Here is a 14,046-nt window from a genome sequence, read left to right as displayed (position 1 = left end):
GGGGTGAGCATGGGAGCCTGACGGCTCGTCAAGCATTCCCTGGCCGCTGTGCGACACGGTCCAGGGTCCCTAAGCCGCCTTCACCACTTCGGCGCGGACCGCGAGCGTCCAGGTCTCCAGCAGCACCGCGTACTCCGTCATGTCCTGCGCCGACCACGCCATTCCGCGACGGGCGCGGACGAAGCGCCGGATCGATTCGTTGGCTTGGGAGGCAGAAACGGGCGCACCTACAGGGGCGGGAGGAGTTGGGGACATGTGAGACATGCTAGGGGCTGTCACTGACAACGCATCAACTCGTGCGCTCGCCAACTGGCCTCCCACCCCGCCCCCATGGCGCGTCCCGCCTCCGTCCGTAGCTCTCTGACCAGCGGCGACCGTCGATCCCCGGGCCGCGCCGCGCTTTCTCCATGTGTCCAGTCCCACACGCTCCGCAGTCGCCGGTGCGAGCCCGCGAGCGCCTGGCGTCCGGGCGGTCCGCGAAACGCCGTCGTGCGCGGGAGGGCAGGCGTATCCGTGCGCTCGGGGCCTCGCGCCCGGAGCCTGCCGCACGGTCCCCCGATCGAGTGGCGCATCTCTTCAACTAGGCCTCATACAGGGCCTGTTGGCGGTCAACCCGAGGCTCCGGGCGAGGGTGTTCGGGCGTCGTTGTCAGTGGGGGACCGTAGCGTGGTTCCTGTCACTATCCGAGCTGCTGGCGCTTCTCGGACCCGCCCCGCCTTCGTGACAGCGCACGAGGGCGGGGCTCCCGATGGCGACGATGCCGGCCGAGCGGGCCCCAGCCGATCTGAGCGGGCCGAGCGGACCGTTAATCAGATCGTTCCGGCCGAGGGAGTGTTGTAGTCTCCAGCCACAAGTTCTTGCTTGCACCTCCCGGTGCGCAGGCCCCGGTTCCTTCCTCTGAGAAACCGACCCGGAGCCACTTCTGATCTCGGGAGGCACGGCATCGGGGTGTCCGGTGCGCAGGAAACGGATACTTCTCCTTCCTAGAGAGAGACCCGGGTTCGAATCCCGGCTGCCGGTCCCTGACCGGAGGTAGCTCAGCGGCCCAGAGCGCTTTGTTCCCGTTTCCCCAATCGATCTCGGGCACCCCTTTGCTGCGGCCTCCCTTCCACGGGGGAATTCATTTCATGGGCCGCTTCAACATCCGTACGACCCGTTCGCCGGCCGGTTCGCCGGTCACCACGACCGGCGAGCGCACCGCCACCCACGAGGGCGCCACCGGCCACCTGCGCACTGCCAAGTCGGAACTGTTCCTGCTGGCAGTGGCCAATATGGTCGGCGCCGACACCTTCTACGAGAAGGGCGGCGACCGGGACGACCGCTACACGCAGCTGATACGCCGGCTCGCGGTCGAGGACGGCGCCTGGACGGCCGGCCTGCTGGGCTGGCTGCGCGGTCCCGGCGCCATGCGGACGGCGGCGATCGTCGGGGCGGCGGAATTCGTCAAGGCCCGCCTCGAAAAGGCCGACCTCGCAGCCGAGGAGATATCCGGGGCCGTGTCGAACCGCGCCGTTGTCGCCTCCGTACTGAAGCGTCCCGACGAGCCCGGCGAACTCCTCGCCTACTGGACCGGTCGATACGGCCGGCGTATTCCCAAGCCTGTGAAGCGCGGCATCGCCGATGCCATCGGTGAGCTGTATACCGAGCGGTCGCTGCTGAAATACGACACCAACGGCCACGCTTTTCGCTTCGGTGACGTGATCGAACTGGTCCATCCTTCGCCCGCCGCCACCTGGCAGGGCGACCTGTTCCGGCACGCGATCGATCGCCGTCACGGACGGGGCGACGAGCCGCCGGCCGCGCTGGAGCTGCTGTGCCGGCGTGCCGCGATGGCCGGTTGGACGGCCGAGGAGCGCCGCGCGCTGCTGCACCGGCCCGATGCCGCCGACTTCCTGCGCCGGGCGGGCATGACCTGGGAGGCGCTGGCGGGCTGGCTGCAGGGGCGGATGGACCGGGCCGCGTGGGAAGCCGTCATCCCGTCCATGGGGCTCATGGCGCTGGTGCGCAACCTCCGAAACTTCGACGAGGCCGGGGTGTCCGACGCGGTCGCCGCGCAGGTGGCGGCCCGGCTCGCGGACTCCGAGCAGGTCGCCCGCTCGCGTATGTTCCCGTTCCGGTTCTGGGCCGCGTACAAGCACGCCCCATCCCTGCGCTGGGGTCACGCTCTGGAGCAGGCGCTGGGCCACGCGCTGAGCAATGTGCCGCGGCTGCCCGGCCGGACGCTGATCCTGGTGGACCGGTCACCGTCGATGTTCCCCGGCTACTCCTTCTCGACCGCCAACCGATCGGACATCCCGCTCGCCGAGCAGGCCGCCGTCTTCGGCGCCGCACTCGCCGTGCGCGCCGAGGCGCCGACGCTCGTCGAGTTCGGCATGCGCAGCCGACGGCTCGACGTGCCCAAGGGGATGAGCGCGCTGCGGCTGATCGAGAGGTTCGACCGCATCGACGGCACGGACATCCCGTCCGCCGTCAAGGAGCACTACGACGGCCACGACCGCGTGGTCGTCGTCACGGACGAACAGACCCGGCCCGGCTGGCTACCGTCGAACTGCCACGGCCACTGGGGCGGAATGCGGGAAACCGAGATCGACGACCTCGTCCCGCGGCACGCGCCCGTCTACATGTGGAACATGGCCGGCTACAAGGCCGGCGCGGCACCCTCCGGCGGCGCGAACCGTCATGCTTTCGGCGGCCTGACCGACCATGCCTTCAGCATGGTGCCGCTGCTGGAGGCGGGCCACGACGCGCGGTGGCCTTGGCAGTGAGGTGAGGCGGGCCACGACGCGGGCGTGGACTCGGCCGTGAGCGACCTTGGCTGTGCGGGAGGTGGCCGGGAGGTGAGGTGGCCCGGCGGTGCGGTGGCCGGGCCGTGAGGTGAGGCCTTGCCGCTGGTGAGGGAGGCGGGGCGCAAGGCGCCCAGGGGCAGGAGAGCGTTCCAGGAGGGGCGCGCCGGGCAGGCCGGTCGGTGGGCAGCCATTGCGGTGGACCCGTGACGCGGACCGGCGTGGAGCGGACGGGTGGGGCGGACGGGCTGGCAGGTTGATCGCCCACGGCATGCCGCCCACGACGTCGTGGGAGCCGATCGCCACGGCGTGACCGTGCAGCCCTGCCCTCCTCGCCTCGCCTCGGGGCTCCCGCTCCCAAGGGGATGACGCTCGGATGCCGACGCCCACCCTCACTCCCGCGGCTCTCGACCGGGCCGCCGCCCTGACCCGGGCCGAGACGCGAGCCCCGGCACGCACCCCGGCTCCAGCTCCGTCGGACCCGGACTGGGCCGGGATCGTTGGCGGCTACCGGCGCACCGCGCCCGCGGACCCGGGCGCCAGGCGTCTGCTCACCGCCACGGTGGACGAACTCGTCGAGGAATCGCTGCGCGCCCTGCCCGCCCACGGCACCCGGCCCACCGTGGACGTACATCTGCCCGGCCGGCTCTCCCGGGTCCTCCCCGACTGGGCGCACCGTCATCGCGTCGACCTTTCCCACCCGCCGTCCACGCAGCTCGCGGTCGCCGCGGAGATCCTGCGCGTATGGGGCTGGCAGCAGCGGCCGCATCACCTCCGCAACCGGCGTGGCCGTCGCTGTATCTGCGGCGCCCTCGTCACCACCGTCGCCCTCGGGGTCGGCACCGAGGACAACGCGGCCCGCGCCGCGGGTCACGTCCTCGGCGAACTGCGGAACCGGGGCTGGGGCGCCTTGATCGGCGACTGGAATCAGGTCCCCGGTCGTACCGCCGACCAGGCCCTCGATCTCGTCGTCGCCGCGCAGGGAGTCGCGGCACGGGCCGGTGAGTGACGAAGCCGGCCGTCCGGGCACGGCGGAACCCCTGGCGGCCCACAACCGGCCATCCCTCCTGCCGGCCCCGTGAACGACTACTGGCTCATGAACGACGCAGCTGCCCGTATTGCTGCTCCAAGTAGGCCCCGGACTCGTCTCCGTCCACTCCGTCCTCCCCGTCCCTCTCCTCCCCGTCGGCTCCGGCTCCGGCCTCGGTCGCGTTCTCGCTCTGGCCCGCGGCTTCGGTGTAACCGGCGGACCAGGGGACGGGGCAGGGGGAGGAGTGTTCGGGGTCCGGGCAGGCGACGCGGGTGAGTTCCGCGCGGAGGTCGTCCCGCTCTTCTTCCGGGGCGAGCAGACCCACGCGGATCTCGTGGAGCTGCCGGGCGCCGGGGTCGGCGCCGCGGTGTTCGATCCGCCATTGCCGGGGGAGCGCGTCGTAGAACTCGGCCAGCGGCATGCCGCCCGGTGCGGTCGACTGCCCCGGTCCGGCGACGCTGAGGCGATAGGGCCATGCGCGGTCGTCCAGCAGCCGGGTGCACGCTTCGACGAGGCGCTGTACGTCGTCGGGGGTTGCGTAGACGCCGAGTTGGATCTCGTAGAGGTGCGAGGCGGCGGGGTGCGTTTCGGGCGGGGTTTCGGACGGCATGGGGGCGGCTCCTGGTTCGGGCGGGGAGCGAGGGCGGATGGCCACGACACTTACGGTGACTCATTTCGGCGCCTGCACGTTGCCCCGCCGGGCCCGCGCCCCCTACCGGCGCGCAGTGCCGTCTCCGCATCGGCGATGAGTTTCCGCCGTGGAGCGAGTCGGTACACGTGCAAGGCCCGGTTGTACAGCGAGAGGTGGGAGCCCCATGTCCTTCACGCATGTCCTTGCGGTCGCGCCCGTGCGCGAGATCGACACCGCGGTGGCCTGGTACGAGCGGCTCCTGGGGAGGCCGGCCGATATGCGGCCGATGCCGGGGCTGGCCGACTGGCACATTTCCCCGACCGCCTGGATCCAGGTCTTCCAGTCGCCCGAGCACGCCGGGTCGTCGCTGCTCAACCTGGTGACGGATGACTTGGACGCGGCGCTGTCGGATCTCGCCGGACGTGGTCTGACGGCGGGGCCGATCCAGCCCGGTGCCGAGCGTGTGCGGTTCGCGGCGCTCCATGACCCCGACGGCAATCGGGTCACGCTGATCGAAAGCCCGGTGTCGTAATGCGCCGGCCACGGGGCCGGAGGCGGTCGCGACCGCCCCCGCCCCCGTGGCCGACCGCCCGTCAGGGCCTCGCGGGCCGGTCGTGCTTCAGGTCGTCGAAGACCCGCTTCGCCCGCTTGGTGTCCCAGAGGACGGAACTGCCCTTGGACGTGGGGAAGGCGGCGGAGGCCACCGGGACGTTGATCTGCCGGCCGCGGCCGTTCGTGATGCCCTGCATCGCCCGGAACATCGACGCGAGGTCCTTCAGGCCCGTGTCCCGGTCGACGATTAGGGTGTCCAGCCCGGCGTTGAGCGCCGGGTAGAGCGCGAACGGGTTGAGCACGGTGCCCGGCGCCGCGGCCTGATGCGCGAGCGCGGACAGGAACTTCTGCTGGTTCCGGGTACGGCCCAGGTCGCCCCGCTTCTCCTGATGGCGCTGGCGGACGAAGGCGAGCGCCGAGGCGCCGTCGAGCGTGTGGCAGCCCTTCTTGAGGTCGGCTCCCGAGCTCTTGTCCTTCAGGTTCCGGTCGAGGCACATCCGCACGCCACCGACCGCGTCGACGAGGTTCACGAAGCCCGCGAACCCGACCTCGACATAGTGGTCGATCGTCAGCCCGGTGTTGTGCTCGATGGTGCGGGTGAGCATCTTGGGGCCGCCCATCGAGAAGGACGCGTTGAGCTTGTTCTTCGCCGGTCCGAAGTGCTTGCCCGTCCTCGGACTGGTGAAGCCCGGGACGGTCAGCCACGAGTCGCGCGGCAGGCTCAGCATCGTGCTGCCGGACGCACCGGTGTGCAGCAGGATCATCGAGTCGGTGCGCCGGCCGCCGGCCGTACCGGTGTGCAGGTCCCGCCTCTCCTTGTCGGTGAGACCCTCACGGCTGTCGGAACCGACGATGAGATAGTTGGTGCCCTTCCCCGGCCCGGGGTGCTCCCCCAGGTCGCTGAGATCGACCTTGCTGTTGAGTTTGCTGTCGGCCCAGGCCAGGGTCCCGGCGGGGATGGCCAGGAGCACGACGAGCACGGCGACGGCGATGCGGCGGACCGGCCGCTTGCGTTTACGGCTACGGGGCCGGCGCCCCGGGGCGGGACGGGGCACCCCGCCGTGCGGCGGCGCCACGGTGTCGTGTGCGCCGAACTCCCCGTAGCCGTCGTGGTGTCGGGGCGGTGGTGCCTCGGCGGGCGATGGCGGTTGCGGGACGTTCAGCACCCGCCCGGCGGCCCCGTCGTACGCATCGCTCCCGTACGCCCCACCGCCCGCTTCACGGATCCCCCTTCCGCTGTCGGCTCCTTCGGCTCCTTCGGTTCCTTCCGCCGAGCGGTCGTGAGAGCCGCCCGGAAACGCTGCGGATGTGTCATTCGATGCCCACCTGCCCAGCGGGTTCCTCATGGTCCAACTCTCCTCGGTCATTTCGACGGCAAACTGCCCGAATACGGGACGGGCTCTCTGAGCAGATGCTGGTTGGCCGTGCCGGCGCGGTGCATGCGGTGCCACTTCAGCCGGGTGCCGAGCAGCGCGGTGACCACCGACTGGATGACCACGAGATACAGCAGCTGCCGGTAGACGAAGAGCTGAAGCGGCAGCGCCCACAGTGCGCTCAGCTTCTCGCGGTCCAGCCGCAGCGCGTATCCGGCGGTGACCAGCTGGATGACGAGGAAGCCGAGCCAGACACCGATGGCCTGCAGGGAGTCGCCGAAGCACACTCCGTACAGGGCGAAGATGTCGACCATCGGGGCGAACAGCGGCAGCACGATCTGGAACAGCGCGAGGTACGTCAGTCCGCGACGGCCGAACCGGCCGGCCGTGCCGACCTCCACCAGTGCGTGCCGGTGCTTCCACATGGACTGCAGCGTCCCGTAGCACCAGCGGTACCGCTGGCGCCACAACTGGTCGAGGGTGCTGGGCACTTCGGTCCAGGCGATGGCCGTCTCCTCGTAGACCACGCGTCTGCCGGCCCGCCAGAGGGCCATCGTGATGTCGGTGTCCTCGGCGAGCGTGTCGTCGCTGACACCGCCGATGGACACCAGCGCGTCCCGCCGGAAGGCACCGATGGCACCAGGAACCGTCGGCATGCACTCCAGCACCTCGAACATCCGCCGGTCCAGGTTGAACCCGAGGACGTACTCCAGGTGCTGCCATCGGCCCAGCAGGCGGCGGCGGTTGCCGACCTTGGTGTTGCCGCTGACCGCGCCGACCACCGGATCGGCCAGCGGCTGGATGAGCCGGTACAGGGCATCCGGCTCGAAGACGGTATCCGCGTCGATCATCACCACGATGTCGCAACGCGCGTAGCGCAGACCGGTGCTGAGCGCCCCGGGCTTGCCGGAGTTGGGCTGCTGCACCACCGTGACCCGCGGATCGGTGATGGAGCGCGCGATGTCCGCCGTGCGGTCCGTCGAGCCGTCATCGATGACGATGATCTGGAGGTCGCGGTGGGTGGAGGCGAGCAGCGAGTGCACCGTCGCCTCGATACCGGCCTCTTCGTTGTGCGCGGGGACCAGCACCGTGACCGGCTCGGTCACCTCGTGCAGCCAGGGCGCGCCGGAACGGTACCGCTGCTGGCGCCGCACGTGGACGCGCGCGAGGAACGCCAGCATCGCCAGCCGGAGCATGCCCAGGCCACCCGCGATGCCCAGAGCCCAGGTCATCGAGCTCGCGAAGGCGTGCCCGACGGACTGGGTCCAGATCAGTGCCGTGCCCTGGACACGCTCGGTCCAGGTCGCCGGGGTGGTGAGCGAGGGCCGCCCGAGGCCCGCGGTGACGGTGCTGAACCGCCCCACTTGCGGGTTCGCGAGCAGCTTTTTCGCCTCCTGGTATCCCAGGGCGGTGTGGCTGTACTGCCGCACCACGCCCAGTGGTGGTTTGCGGGAACGAGGGGTGGCGGCGACCAGGAGGTATCCCTGGTCGGTGGCCCGCCGGGCCGCTGTCCACTCGGCGCCGCACATGGTGTCGGCGGCGGTGGTGTGCGGCAGCCGCAGCAGCCCGGTGTTGACGCCGGCGGAGCCCGCGAGAGCGGACTGCGTCAGCGACAGTTCCAGACGTGAGCGGACGGATGACGCGGTGCCCAAGTCGCCGCCGGTGTAGGTGTACGAGCCGATTTCGTGGCCCTCGTCGCGGATGCGCTGCACCAGCTCCGGATGGCGGGCCGCCTGCGTTCCGTAGAGGAAGAAGGTGGCGTGCGCGTGGTGTGCGTGCAGCAGATCCAGCAGTCGCGGGGTCCATTGGGGGTCGGGCCCCCCGTCGAAGGTCAGCGCGGCGGTCCGGAGCGGCATCTGCGCGGTTTCGACGTTGTCGTCGGTGATGCGCAGGACCGGGGATCCGTTGTCCGCGGACTTCGGTATGGGGCTCGTGCACGCACGCCTCGTCCGAGCGCCGTCGACCTCGTGGGTGGTCCAGCCTTCGAAGAGCAGCGAAGCGGCGACTATGGGGAGGATGAGCAACAGCAGTAACCAGTGCCAGCGTGGGGGGCGGCGTTGCGCGTGCCGTCCCTGACCTGCCATCGCCACGATGGTCCCTTTCTGTCGAGACACGCGCCACGTGCGAGGCGTGCCGGTGGGCACACACGCCAGGGGCGGTGTGCCCACCGGCACGCCTCGGGTCGGCGCCGGGGGCGAGCTCGCGCGCTCAGCGGGCGGAGCTCACCTGTCCGGCGTGGTTCACGGGGCGGGGGAGGTGTCGGTGGGGGTCCGCGACGTGTGGTGCGAAGCGGGCTCAGGGGTGGCGGAGTGGGCGGGTAGGCCGGCGCGGCCCTGGACACCGTGCTCATGACGAGCGGTGCCGCCGGGCAGCGGATCGGCCTTTCCGGGTGCAGGTCTTTCGCCGGGCTGCAGGAGTCCGCCGAACACGACGGCGAGAAGCACCAGATATCCGATGCAGGTGCAGCCTACGGTCAACGCCATATGCCCCAGGAGTCGTCTACGTCGACCTGAGTTGTCAACAAATACGGGACGATTCCCTTGTTTACCGGGGCGAGTGCTGTGGGGGGTAGCAGTTCGCATGGAGCGTGAGTGTAGCTATCCCTTGTCAACGAGAGTAGAGACGATCAATGAGCGCCTTCTCTCTTTGATGACGGGCAAATGCCACAGGAGGCGACAAGATTCCTGATCGGCGAGGATGCACTCACTCGCCGACATACTTATTCATCAGGTGCCCCAAGAGGGTTTCCAGGGCGCGCGGTTGGCGGCCGGAGGCGGGCCCTGCGGGGGCCGGCCCCTGAAGTGCGGCGTCGTGTCCGGGCGTCGCCGTCGGCGGCCTGTCACATTCCCGGGCCGGGATCCGTCACACAGATGTAACGACGGAAATCCGAGGGAGAACGATGATGAAGGCACGGATGCAGAACCCCGCGGTGATCATCCCCGAGGCCATGTCGGCCGTTCAGGCCGTGCTGCGGTCCACCCGGCAAGGAGGTGTGCCCCAGGAGACGCTGGAGCTGGTCCACTTGCGGGCGAGTCAGATCAACGGCTGCGGATTCTGCGTCGACATGGGCGCCCGCAACGCGAAGAAGGAGGGGGAGACGGACGAGCGGCTGTTCGCGGTGGCGGCGTGGCGGGAGGCGCCCTACTTCACCGACGCCGAACGCGCCGCGCTGGCGCTGACCGAAGCCGCCACCCGGCTGGCCGACCGGTCCGACCCGGTGCCCGACGAGATCTGGGACGAGGCCGCCGACCACTTCGACGAGCGGCAGCTCGCGGCCCTGATCCTCATGATCGGCCTGACCAATCTCTTCAACCGGATCAATGTCACCGTGAAGCAGCCCGCGGGCGTCGGCTGGTAGCCGTACGACCCGCGACACGCGCCGCCCGCACCGGAGGCCGGAAGGCCCTGGTGCGGGCGGCGTTGGTCCCTGCCGCGTCCCTATCCGGTGGTCAGGGCCGGCAGCAGGATGCGGGCGGCCGAGGTGCCCAGCCCGGTGGGGCCTGCGGGCCGGGCCGGGGACCCGGGCGGATGCCGCAGGTCGGCCTCGTTGTAGCGGCGGCACTCCTGGTGCCAGGTGAGGATGCCGGCGAGCCAGTTCTCCAGCTCCTTGACGTACCCGTCCAGGGCCGCGCGGGCCTCGTCCGGCAGCTTGAAGTCGTCGTAGAGCACCGGGAGTTGGCTGGCCGCGACATGCTGGAACTCGCGCATACGGGATTTCATCAGGTCGTCGATGACGGCCAGTGCGGTCGGGTAGTCGCAGTCGAAGAAGTTCTGCACCACCAGGATCCCGTTGTGCACCTCGCCCTCGTACTCGATTTCCTTCTGGTACGAGAAGACGTCGTTCATCAGGGCTGCGTAGTCGGCGGCCGCGTTCTCCAGGGAGCGCAGCGGGCCGGTGCGGTAGATCTCCGGGGGGACCTGCCGGCCGTGCCCGATCCGGCTCAGGCCCATTGTCAGTTCGGACCCGAAGGTCGACCGGCGCATCTCGATGTAGTCGACGGGGTCGGGGATGCGGTGATGAGCCTGGTTGTCCAGTTCCCAGAGCCAGCTGGCCGTCATCTTCTCGATGGCGATGCGGAAGTCGCGGCGGTTGTCGGGGGACATCGGTCGCGCCGTACGGGACCACAGGTCCGCCAGGGAGCGTTCGAGCGCACTGACCGGCGCGGGCGCGCTGTCGGACGGATCCACCGGCATCAGGGCGGACAGACGGGCGGTACAGACCTTGGCGCCGGCCAGGTCACGGGTCCGGCCGAAGACCGCGGGGTAGTAGTCGTCCGCGTACGTGCCCCAGGTCAGCCAGTGCGATCCCAGGTCGAGTTGTTCCTCGGTGGCGTCCGGGTGCAGGCCCGCCGCGCAGAGCGCGAAGTCGAATCCGACCAGCGCCGCCTCGTCCCAGATGTCGGAGAGCGGCACGCCGGGCTGTGGCCTGAGCAGGCCCATGCGGTGCGACCAGGTGACGACGTTGCGGCGGGCGGCGTCCAGATGCGGGCTCAGAGTGGTGGTGAAGGGCATGTCGAAGTCCGGGAGCCGGGACGGGCCGACCTTCTGGTGCGGCACATGCGTCTGGCTGCGGACGCGTCGCCGGCCGGCGGCGGCGAAGGCGGACGTGAGATCCGCCGCGGACGTCCCGAATCCGGTGGGCGTGAACGGCGAGAGGTGGGCGGACGACGAGGGTGCCGGGGTCGAGGCGGAGAGGAACGGCACGGAGGCGTCGCCGGCCGCCTTCCCGCCGCCGTTCATATAGCGACTTGAGCGCATATGCCATTCATGGCCGCCGGCCTGCCAGTCCTGCAGCCCCTTCGCATACGTCAGCACGTCGGCGCAGGAGTGCGGATCCAGCCCCTTCTCGGCAAAAAGCGCCGGGAGTTCCGTGAAAACGGTGTTCTCGAATTGCTGGAGCCGCGAGGTGATCAGGTCGTTCACGGCATCCGCGGCCTCCTGCGTCGAACAGCCCAGGAATGTCTCCAGGACCAGGACGCCATTGCTCAACTCGCCTTCCTCCTCCGTCTCACGCTGGTAGGAGAAGAGGTCATTGCGCAGATGAACGCCGTCGGAGAAGGTGTCCTTGAGAACCCGCAGCGGCCGGGATTCGGCAACGGCCGCGGGCACTTCGGCGCCCGTCGCGTATTCCACCAGACCGGCCGACCACGGTGCGCCACCGACTTTGCGGCGCATCTCGATGTACTCGACGGGATTCGGGACGCGGGCGATATTGATATTCGAGAGTTCCCACAGTGATTCATTGAGCAGATGCTCGGTGCTCTCGGCGAACCGCGCCCGCCACTCCACGGACATGGCGGGCACCGTGCGCGCCCACAGATCCGCCAGACCGGCCTCGACCGGGTTGACCGGCTCAGGGACGGGCGTCGCCAGGTCCATCGGCATGAAGGCGGGCAGCCGGTCGAGGTATTCCTTGCCGCCCTCCCGGTCGAGCGTCCGCTTGAACTTCTCCAGAAAATGGTCGTCGAAGAAGAAGACCCATACGTACCAGTCGGTAACGAGGGAGAGCGCCGACTCCGGGGTGTCCGGGTGGGTGTAGGAGCACAACAGGGCGTAGTCGTGGGCGTCGAGATCCCGCTCCTCCCAGATTCCCGAGCCCTCCAGCATCCCCATGTCCCGGGCCCATTTCTTCGAGTGGGTCCGCGCCGCTTCGAGATGCGGGTTCAACCGCGCCGGATAGGGCGTATAGAAGTTCGGCAATTCGAATGGCTGTGTCACTGTTCCAATGCCTTCCTCGGTATCCGCGTGCCGGTATGTCCGGGGGAGGAGGAGGCGCTGCTCCGCCCCCGGACCGCACAGCACTACCCCGGCACCGGTCATGTCAGGCGCCGCGGCAGCCGTTTTCCCTGGAAGGTGGGCCTGCTGCCGGTATCGGGCAACGGGGCGGCGTGGAGGTGCTATTGGGGCGACCGCGGAGCCGACGACAGGGCCCGGTGAGAGGGGGCCCGCCGGGCGGGAGGGGCCGTGCGTACCGGCGCCGGCGCCGCGCCACGGTGTGCGCGGGGGCGGCCGGCGCGGTTCCGACATTCGGCCCGATGAGGTGTCCCGACAGGCGACCTGGCACGATGCTCTACCGGTGCGGAAAGCGCCACGACCGTAGTCTTGAGTGATGGAGGAAGATCAGCGTGAGCCCCACTGTTGCTGAGGAGCGTGATCAGCCGCCGATATACGGGAGTCTGGTGGAGGAGTTCGGCGACGTGGTCGCCGAGGCTCGCAAGACGGCTGAGAAGATCCACGGCGAGGCCGATGACTTGCTGGACTGGACGAGCATCCGCCGGTCCCCGGACCCCTTCGGCAACTGATCGCGCGGCGCGGGCCCCAGGGCCGCCCCGGGACACCTGCCATGTCCCGGAGCGCCGGCCGCGGCGCGCGGAGCCGCCGGGGGCGGTGTCAGACCGCCCCGCCGCCCGGGGAGAGGCGTACGGAGAGCCGCTCGGGGCCGCGGGTGAACACCCCGGATTCCGCGGGCGCCGTGCCCTGGGCGAAGGCGATGTCGGGGAACGCGTCGAGCAGCTGGTTCACGCCGATCTCCACCTCGGACCTGGCCAGCAGCGCGCCCACGCAGAAATGCCTGCCGAGGGCGAACGCCAGATGGTCGGCGGCCGCGCTGAAGGCGTTGGCCGCGGTGAGGTCGGTCCGGAAGATGTCGAACGTCTCCGGGCGGGCATACCGCCGCTCGTCGCGATTGGCACCGCCGATCAGGCAGGTGACCGTGGCGCCCGCAGGGACGGTGCCGCCGCTGAGGGTGACATCCGCATCGGGCTGCCGCATGATCATCTGGATCGGCGGGGTGTAGCGCAGCGTCTCGGCGAAGGCCACCGGGACCAGGCTCCGGTCCGCGCGGACGGCGGCCAGCTGGTCGGGGTGCGCGAGGAGGTTGCGGAAGATTCCGGCGATGGCCTTGTCCGTCGTTTCCCCGCCGGCGGCCAGCAGCAGACTGACGAACGCGGTGATGTCCCGGTCGTTCATCCGGGTCCCGTCGACCTCAGCGGTGCACAGCGAGGACAGCAGGTCCTCCCCGGGGGCGGCGCGCCGCTCCTGGATGATCGGCCGCAGATACGCGGTGAGCTCCTGGCTCGCCCGCAGGCCGGCTGCCGCGACATCGGGGTCCTGTGCGAGGTTCGCCAGAAAGCCGACGACCGACGCGTACCAGCCGTGGAAACGGTCGTGGTCGGAACGGTCCAGGCCCAGCATGTCGACGATGACGTTGACCGGGAGGCGGGTCGCGAAGCGGGCGACCAGGTCGGTCTCCGTACTGTCGCGGAAACCGTCGATCAGTTCACGTGCGTTGCGCTCGATCACCGGCAGGAACGTCTCCCGCAGCTGCCGGCCGCGGAAGGCCGGCGCCACCAGGGCGCGCCGTACGGAGTGTTCGCGGCCGCTCATCTGGGGCAGGGTCCGGCCGCCGTGCACCGGTTCGAGCTGCCAGTTGTAGTTGTCGCTGGTGAACACCGGCTCGCGGAAGGCCCGTTCGACATCCTCGTAGCGGGAGAGGAGGTAGCTGTCGGTGCCCTTGTGGTGCAGCAGCGGGTAGTGCTCCCGCAGGATTGCGTAGGCCGGGTAGGGGTCCGCCTCGAACTCCGGGGAGAGGATGTCCGGCGGCTGCGGGATGGTGGTCACGGAGCGTCCTCGGCTTCCCTGAGCGTGAATCCGGAATCGGAGGGTGCGCGAAGCCGC

The 14,046-nt window shown here is 70.0% G+C and carries 12 protein-coding genes; 5 read left to right on the top strand and 7 right to left on the bottom strand.

The window, feature by feature from the left end:
* Positions 1 to 69: 69 nt before the first annotated feature.
* Positions 70 to 255 carry a hypothetical protein gene (locus ACIRQ7_RS08375; protein ID WP_404260922.1) on the bottom strand — a complete coding sequence of 62 codons (186 nt, stop codon included), beginning with the start codon at positions 253 to 255 and terminating at the stop codon, positions 70 to 72.
* Positions 256 to 1,127: 872 nt separating this feature from the next.
* Between ACIRQ7_RS08375 and ACIRQ7_RS08370 the strand changes: the two genes are divergently transcribed.
* Together ACIRQ7_RS08370 and ACIRQ7_RS08365 are read left to right on the top strand one after the other, a co-directional pair.
* Positions 1,128 to 2,765 (top strand): TROVE domain-containing protein, encoded by a 1,638-nt coding sequence (locus ACIRQ7_RS08370; RefSeq protein WP_404260921.1) that lies wholly within the window; start codon positions 1,128 to 1,130, stop codon positions 2,763 to 2,765.
* Positions 2,766 to 3,159: 394 nt separating this feature from the next.
* Entirely contained in the window at positions 3,160 to 3,792 is a 633-nt protein-coding gene (locus tag ACIRQ7_RS08365; RefSeq protein ID WP_404260920.1) for a hypothetical protein, read from the top strand.
* Positions 3,793 to 3,877: 85 nt separating this feature from the next.
* Here the strand turns inward: ACIRQ7_RS08365 and ACIRQ7_RS08360 are convergent, their stop codons facing one another.
* Positions 3,878 to 4,423, bottom strand: a complete 546-nt coding sequence (locus ACIRQ7_RS08360) for a hypothetical protein (RefSeq protein ID WP_404260919.1) — start codon at positions 4,421 to 4,423, stop codon at positions 3,878 to 3,880.
* Between the two features lie 205 nt (positions 4,424 to 4,628).
* On the opposite strand from ACIRQ7_RS08360, the gene ACIRQ7_RS08355 reads away from it, so the two are divergent.
* Complete coding sequence (locus tag ACIRQ7_RS08355; RefSeq protein WP_401468467.1) at positions 4,629 to 4,976, top strand: VOC family protein; 348 nt, start codon at positions 4,629 to 4,631, stop codon at positions 4,974 to 4,976.
* A 61-nt stretch (positions 4,977 to 5,037) separates the two neighbouring features.
* Here ACIRQ7_RS08355 and ACIRQ7_RS08350 read toward each other — a convergent pair whose 3' ends face one another.
* From ACIRQ7_RS08350 to ACIRQ7_RS08340, 3 genes are all read right to left on the bottom strand, one after another.
* On the bottom strand, positions 5,038 to 5,976 hold the full coding sequence (locus ACIRQ7_RS08350; RefSeq protein WP_404260918.1) for an LCP family protein: 939 nt from the start codon (positions 5,974 to 5,976) through the stop codon (positions 5,038 to 5,040).
* A 383-nt stretch (positions 5,977 to 6,359) separates the two neighbouring features.
* Positions 6,360 to 8,453 carry a bifunctional polysaccharide deacetylase/glycosyltransferase family 2 protein gene (locus ACIRQ7_RS08345; protein WP_404260917.1) on the bottom strand — a complete coding sequence of 698 codons (2,094 nt, stop codon included), beginning with the start codon at positions 8,451 to 8,453 and terminating at the stop codon, positions 6,360 to 6,362.
* Positions 8,454 to 8,609: 156 nt separating this feature from the next.
* Entirely contained in the window at positions 8,610 to 8,852 is a 243-nt protein-coding gene (locus tag ACIRQ7_RS08340) for a hypothetical protein (RefSeq protein ID WP_401468476.1), read from the bottom strand.
* 419 nt (positions 8,853 to 9,271) lie between these two features.
* Here ACIRQ7_RS08340 and ACIRQ7_RS08335 point away from each other — a divergent pair, with 419 nt between their 5' ends.
* The gene (locus tag ACIRQ7_RS08335) at positions 9,272 to 9,727 is read left to right on the top strand and encodes a carboxymuconolactone decarboxylase family protein (RefSeq protein WP_401469266.1); all 456 of its coding nucleotides are present in this window, start codon (positions 9,272 to 9,274) and stop codon (positions 9,725 to 9,727) included.
* Between the two features lie 80 nt (positions 9,728 to 9,807).
* On the opposite strand, the gene ACIRQ7_RS08330 is transcribed toward ACIRQ7_RS08335, so the two are convergent.
* The gene (locus tag ACIRQ7_RS08330) at positions 9,808 to 12,087 is read right to left on the bottom strand and encodes a family 2 encapsulin nanocompartment cargo protein terpene cyclase (RefSeq protein WP_404260915.1); all 2,280 of its coding nucleotides are present in this window, start codon (positions 12,085 to 12,087) and stop codon (positions 9,808 to 9,810) included.
* A gap of 407 nt (positions 12,088 to 12,494) precedes the next feature.
* Between ACIRQ7_RS08330 and ACIRQ7_RS08325 the strand changes: the two genes are divergently transcribed.
* Positions 12,495 to 12,671, top strand: coding sequence for a hypothetical protein (locus ACIRQ7_RS08325; RefSeq protein ID WP_401468479.1), 177 nt, complete (start codon positions 12,495 to 12,497; stop codon positions 12,669 to 12,671).
* An 88-nt stretch (positions 12,672 to 12,759) separates the two neighbouring features.
* On the opposite strand, the gene ACIRQ7_RS08320 is transcribed toward ACIRQ7_RS08325, so the two are convergent.
* Complete coding sequence (locus ACIRQ7_RS08320; protein ID WP_404260913.1) at positions 12,760 to 13,989, bottom strand: cytochrome P450; 1,230 nt, start codon at positions 13,987 to 13,989, stop codon at positions 12,760 to 12,762.
* Positions 13,990 to 14,046: the final 57 nt, after the last annotated feature.

Source organism: Streptomyces sp. NPDC101393 (genome assembly GCF_044767385.1).
In the GTDB taxonomy this organism is placed as follows: Bacteria; Actinomycetota; Actinomycetes; order Streptomycetales; family Streptomycetaceae; genus Streptomyces.
This window is presented reverse-complemented; position numbering and strand designations above follow the sequence as displayed.

Bases quoted from the DNA above. Each gene is read 5' to 3' on its own strand.
- ACIRQ7_RS08355 (WP_401468467.1), top strand. From the start codon at position 4,629: ATGTCCTTCACGCATGTCCTTGCGGTCGCGCCCGTGCGCGAGATCGAC.
- ACIRQ7_RS08345 (WP_404260917.1), bottom strand. From the start codon at position 8,453: ATGGCAGGTCAGGGACGGCACGCGCAACGCCGCCCCCCACGCTGGCAC.
- ACIRQ7_RS08340 (WP_401468476.1), bottom strand. From the start codon at position 8,852: ATGGCGTTGACCGTAGGCTGCACCTGCATCGGATATCTGGTGCTTCTC.
- ACIRQ7_RS08360 (WP_404260919.1), bottom strand. From the start codon at position 4,423: ATGCCGTCCGAAACCCCGCCCGAAACGCACCCCGCCGCCTCGCACCTC.
- ACIRQ7_RS08370 (WP_404260921.1), top strand. From the start codon at position 1,128: ATGGGCCGCTTCAACATCCGTACGACCCGTTCGCCGGCCGGTTCGCCG.
- ACIRQ7_RS08375 (WP_404260922.1), bottom strand. From the start codon at position 255: ATGTCCCCAACTCCTCCCGCCCCTGTAGGTGCGCCCGTTTCTGCCTCC.
- ACIRQ7_RS08335 (WP_401469266.1), top strand. From the start codon at position 9,272: ATGAAGGCACGGATGCAGAACCCCGCGGTGATCATCCCCGAGGCCATG.
- ACIRQ7_RS08365 (WP_404260920.1), top strand. From the start codon at position 3,160: ATGCCGACGCCCACCCTCACTCCCGCGGCTCTCGACCGGGCCGCCGCC.